At 42.5% G+C, this 5,365-nt stretch carries 5 protein-coding genes; 1 reads left to right on the top strand and 4 read right to left on the bottom strand.

What is annotated here, in order from left to right:
• On the top strand, positions 1–824 hold an 824-nt coding region (locus tag K8S13_RS16480), incomplete at its 5' end, for a carbohydrate ABC transporter permease (RefSeq protein ID WP_291464175.1).
• A 64-nt stretch (positions 825–888) separates the two neighbouring features.
• Here the strand turns inward: K8S13_RS16480 and K8S13_RS16475 are convergent.
• From K8S13_RS16475 to K8S13_RS16460, 4 genes are all read right to left on the bottom strand, one after another.
• A complete protein-coding gene (locus K8S13_RS16475; RefSeq protein WP_291464173.1) occupies positions 889–1,830 on the bottom strand; it encodes an inorganic phosphate transporter in 942 nt (313 codons plus the stop codon).
• Positions 1,830–2,480: a DUF47 domain-containing protein gene (locus tag K8S13_RS16470; protein ID WP_291464172.1), complete on the bottom strand. Its 651-nt coding sequence runs from the start codon at positions 2,478–2,480 to the stop codon at positions 1,830–1,832. Before K8S13_RS16470 ends, K8S13_RS16475 begins: the two co-directional genes overlap by 1 nt.
• Before the next feature lie 115 nt (positions 2,481–2,595).
• Entirely contained in the window at positions 2,596–3,699 is a 1,104-nt protein-coding gene (locus K8S13_RS16465) for an ABC transporter ATP-binding protein (RefSeq protein WP_291464170.1), read from the bottom strand.
• Positions 3,700–3,718: 19 nt separating this feature from the next.
• Positions 3,719–5,365: iron ABC transporter permease (locus tag K8S13_RS16460; RefSeq protein ID WP_291464167.1), on the bottom strand; the 1,647-nt coding region annotated here is incomplete at its 5' end.

Below are 5,365 nucleotides of genomic sequence, written 5' to 3'. Positions count from 1 at the left end.
TTTTCATGATCAGCCTGTTTACCCATTATCCCATCGTTTCCAACGTGTTTCACAGCTTGTTTTCCACGGGAACCGTCACCAGGCCGGCAACGTTCATTGGACTGGAAAATTATATGTACCTCATGGACGATGACATCTTCTGGAAAGTTCTCTCCAATAACCTTGTTTATTCCATGTGCACGATTCCCATTAGCATTGCTATTGCCCTTGGCATGGCTCTCCTGATCAATTGTAATATAAAAGGACGTTCTCTGGTCCGTATGTCGTTTTTTACCCCCACGGTTCTGCCCATGATCGCTGTTGCCAATATCTGGCTTTTTTTTTACACGCCGGAATACGGTCTCTTTGATCAGGTGTTTGCTTTTTTTGGCGGGGATAGCCATAACTGGCTCGGCAATCCGGATACGACCCTGCGCTGCCTTATTGTCATGGTGATCTGGAAGGAATCCGGTTTTTTCATGATATTTTATCTTGCGGCTCTACAGCAACTGTCTCCTGAACTTAAAGAGGCCGGGCTTGTGGAAGGATCTGGGAGGTGGTATTACTTTAGACGGGTGACCTTTCCATTATTGATGCCCACCACACTGTTCGTCACGGTCAACGCCGTTGTTAATTCTTTTAAACTGGTTGATCATCTGATTATTATGACCAAGGGAGGACCGGATAATGCCAGCTCCCTCTTATTGTATTATATTTATGAAAATGCCTTCAGCTTCTGGGATACCAGTTATGCAGCCACTCTTACGGTTGTTCTGGTTCTTATTCTTGCCGTCATCACCATTATCCAGTTTGCCGTTGTGGAAAAAAGGATTCATTATCAATAAAGAATGACTCTCCTGCTGTCAAATAACCCCCCTTTATTTGTAACGATCATAGCAAAATTATTTATTATTTCCCTGTATATTCCAGATAAGATCCAAAAGTAATGAGAATAGCGATAAGACAGGCGATAACAGGGGTAAGAAACCAGGCAAGTAAGATATTTTTTAACGTATGAATACTGACTGTACTGGCGCCTTTGATTATTCCAATGCCCAGGACACTGCCGACTACTGCCTGGGAACTTGATACGGGCACACCAATAATAGTATAAATGTGAATGGTGATACCAACGGCCATTGAGACCATCAGTGCTGAAAAAGGATCAAGTGATACCAGTTTTTTTCCTATGGTCTCCATTACCGGTCTTGAGAAGGTAAGAATTCCAAAGGCGATGCTCAGGCCTCCGATCAGCGCTGCTTCAAGGATGCTTAAGGTTCCGGCACCCACAAAAACAGCAGTTACATTGGCTACATTATTTGCTCCAAGGGCATATGCACCATATGATCCTGAAATAATAAGACATATTTTTAACAATTGATCCGAACCAAACAAGCCTATCTTTAAATGATTATAAACAAAAGCCAGGATTTTGTACAAAATCATTGTGATTAATGCCCCGCCGACAGGTGTTGTAAACCAGCAGATAAATACTTTGCCAAGGCCTGCAAGGTGCAGTTGGCTGTTGATGATACCAATGCCGATAATCGCTCCCACAACAGCCTGGGATGTGGATACGGGCAATCCTAAAAAAGTCATGACACTCACCGTTAACGCAGCTGCAATAGAAGATATCACTGCCTGGGAAAGATCAAAAGAAGTTAAGCCTTTTAATGTCTCTATCCCTGCCTGACCTGATATCAGTGCACCTAAAATTACAAAGATTGATGCCAGCAAAGCTGCTGTCCAGAATTTAATCATCCTGGATGAAACAGCAGTCCCGAAAATATTTGATGCATCATTGGCGCCCAGAGACCACCCTAAAAATATACCGCCAAGAAGGGAATACATTAAACCCTCCTTTTCATACTCAAAATATTAACCATTTTTGACACTCTATCTGCCTGGTCGGAGATATCGCCCATACAAAGAACCAATTCTTTGAGCTGAAGTTTAACAAAAGGGTCAATGTTTGAAGAAAAAATTTTTTGTATCAACCTTTTTTCAATGTAATCACAATGGCTTTCATGCTTATCAATGATATTCATAAAAGCACGGGTGCCCGTTTCCTTTTTGATAAACCCTGCCACCTGTTTTGAAAGGGTTTCACACGCTTCCAGGCTGACCTTAATAAGGTCCTGAACATCTTTAAAAAATTTTTCAGGGATGACAAGCTTCTGGTATTTCATCATAAAAAGTACAATTTCAAGGTCCCCGGGAATTTTATCCAGGGCATGAAGAAGGTTCATGATATCTTCCCTTGAGTCAGGTATTAATACCTTGCTATACATAAGGTTATTTATTTCTTCAATAATATCATCTGCTTTGGATTCATATTTGTCGGTCTGTTCTTTAAGGAAATTAAATTCCTCACAATAGGGTTCGCTAATACATGAAAAGACAGCCTTTTCAAAATTTTCATATATTAATTGAAAATTTTCAAGATACTTGTATATCAACTCTTCCAGCCGATTTTCTTTTTTGAAAAAAAAATTGAACATGCTATCCTCCGCTATTGTTTTACTATTCAATACAACCCTTCCGGTTGTTAATCAAGCCTGAATAACATCAAGGAAATACTCCATCGGCTCATGAATACCCTTAGACTATTCGGGTTTAATGGCTCAGCTGAATGACCTGATCATTGTTTAGGTATAGAGCAATCGATTTGCCTACTGACAGGGTGTCCTCTCCTTTTTGATGGGCGGCATCCACAAGAATGAAATACTCACCCACACGAACACGATAACGAACAAGACTGCCTATGAATTCCATATGATCTACTTTTCCAATAAGTTTGGTAGCACCGTTTACAGGTTCTGCTTCCTCTGGTCGAATTCTTAAATTTTGTGGTCTGAAAACAATGTTGGATGATCCTTGTGTTCCCTTGGACAGGGGGACAATAATTTTATTGTCGGAAGAACGAAAAAACAACTTGTTATTCTCCTCCATAACAATACCCGGCACAACATTGGTGACACCTAAAAAATTTGCTACAAATAAATTACTGGGATTGTCATAAAGGTTGGCAGGCGTGTCAACCTGCTGGACAATACCATCATTGAGGACGGCAATACGATCAGAAGTGGTGTTTGCTTCTTCCTGATCATGGGTAACAAAAATGGTGGTTACGGACAATGTCCTTTGCAGTTCGCGTAATTCAAGTCGCATCTGAACCCGCAGTTTGGCATCCAGATTTGAAAGAGGTTCGTCCAGTAAGAGAACTTTGGGTTCAATTACAATGGTCCGTGCCAGGGCTACCCGTTGCTGCTGTCCCCCTGACAGCTGAGAAGGACGTCTGTCTGCCAGGTCACCCAGACTGACAAGCTCCAAGGCCTTGTCCACCCGTTTGTTAATCTCCTTGCGGGGCATACGCCTTTCTTCAAGGCCAAATGCGACGTTCTTACGAACAGTCATATGAGGCCAGAGAGCATAACTTTGAAAAACCATGCCCAGATCGCGTTTCCAGGGTGGAAGGTGCGATATATCCTGATCTCCGATTAATACACGCCCGGCCTGTGCTGATTCAAAACCGGCTATTACCCTGAGCAGTGTAGTCTTTCCACAGCCGGATGGTCCCAGAAAAGCAAAAAATTCACCGGGTTTGATTTGAAGGTCAATCCCCTTTAATACATGTGTATTTCCAAAGGACAGGTCAATTCCCTCAAGTTTTACCCCTCCGGAGGAATCGGTATTGATATTTGTTTTTAAGTGATTCATATTTTTTATTCCTGTGCTGTTATTTTTGATTATTCTGTCCCATACCATATTTTTTTTGTCGGCGATCAATAAAAAGGTGAGAAAGTAATGTACAAAGCCCGACAATAACGACCGCTCCAATGCCTAATGCTGCTCCAGGTCCTCGCCCGGCCGCACTTTGCATGTATACATAGATGCCATAGGCTAAGGGCCCATCTGAATTTTGTGAAACCAGAAGCAATGTCATTCCCAGCTCTACCGCTGCGGTGGCAAAACTGGTTACAAAACCTGCCAGTATGCCGCCGGCCATAAGCGGGATCACAATTTTCCGTACCGTTTTAAACTTACCTGCACCTAAATTCTCTGCTGATTCCTCTAATGAGACACTTACCTGTTGCAATGCTGCAGTACACGAACGTAATGCATAGGGCAGACGGCGAATTGCCAGGGCAATAACAATGGCTATCCACCAGGTTGCAAAGGATTGATTTTCCATCCAGGGCACTTGAATGCTGTGAAATGTTCGCAAATAACCTATACCTATGACCAGTCCTGGAATTGCCACAGCAGACATGGCAATGTAATCCAGCCATTTTCGACCTATAAGCCTGGTCCGCAATACAATATAGGCAATAGCAGTTCCCAGTATCACATCGATTGTGCCTGCAAGAAAGGAATATAAGACAGTATTGGTCATGTATTCAGGGGTTTCAGAAAAAACGGCGGAAAAATGGCCAAATGTGAACGCATCGGGCAAAACACTGAAGGACCAGATTGTTCCAAATGAAAGCAAGGATAATCCAAAGTGAGGAGCCAGTACCAGGGCCATTATTAACAGAATAATAGTCCATGAAAAAAATTTTTCCACAGGCCGCATTCTTCTTTTCATAAGCCCGCCGCCGCCTTTTTGTACTGTGGCGTAATCCTTTCCTTTCAGGGTCCGCATTGCAAGCCACATGGAGGATAGAGCTATGACCACCAGAATAACCGAGATCACATAACCCATGGGATCATTAATTCCAATGGACGCGATCCTGAGATATGCCTGGGGTGCCAGCATATTGTTTACATTGAGTAAAAGGGGTGTCCCTAAATCGTCGAAAACTTTTAAAAAAACCAGGGAGGCTCCGGCTACATATCCCGGCATGGCCAGAGGCAATACAATACGACGAAATAACCTCATACCGGAGCATCCCAGGTTTTGGGCTGATTCTTCCATGGATCTGTCAATATTTTGAAGCGCCATTGAAAGATTGATAAGAATAAATGGGAAATAATGAAGACTTTCAACAAATATTACACCATTAAGACCTTCCATAAAGGGAATAGTGAAACCGAACCAAGTGTCTAAAAGCAGGTTAACACTCCCGTTACGGCCGAACAACATTAACATGGCCACAGCTCCCACAAAAGGTGGCATGATAAGTGGAATAATACCCAGGCTCTGGATAATGACCGCACCCTTAAACTCAAACCTGGATGTAAAATAGGCCAATGGCATGGCAAAGAGAGAAGCAAGGAGAACCGACATAAAACCGACATATAATGAATTCCAAAAGGATTCACGAAATAGTGCCGTGTTGAAAAAATCTTTAAAGTTTACCAGGGTAAATTCACCCGTACCGGCATCCATGAAAGCCACGAAAATTACCTGAACTACAGGTATAACTAGAAAAGCCAGCAAAAA

Source organism: Desulfobacula sp., assembly GCF_021107415.1.
This window is presented reverse-complemented; position numbering and strand designations above follow the sequence as displayed.

Coding starts and splice junctions, on each gene's coding strand:
- K8S13_RS16465 (WP_291464170.1), bottom strand. CDS start 3,699: ATGAATCACTTAAAAACAAATATCAATACCGATTCCTCCGGAGGGGTA.
- K8S13_RS16475 (WP_291464173.1), bottom strand. CDS start 1,830: ATGTATTCCCTTCTTGGCGGTATATTTTTAGGGTGGTCTCTGGGCGCC.
- K8S13_RS16470 (WP_291464172.1), bottom strand. CDS start 2,480: ATGTTCAATTTTTTTTTCAAAAAAGAAAATCGGCTGGAAGAGTTGATA.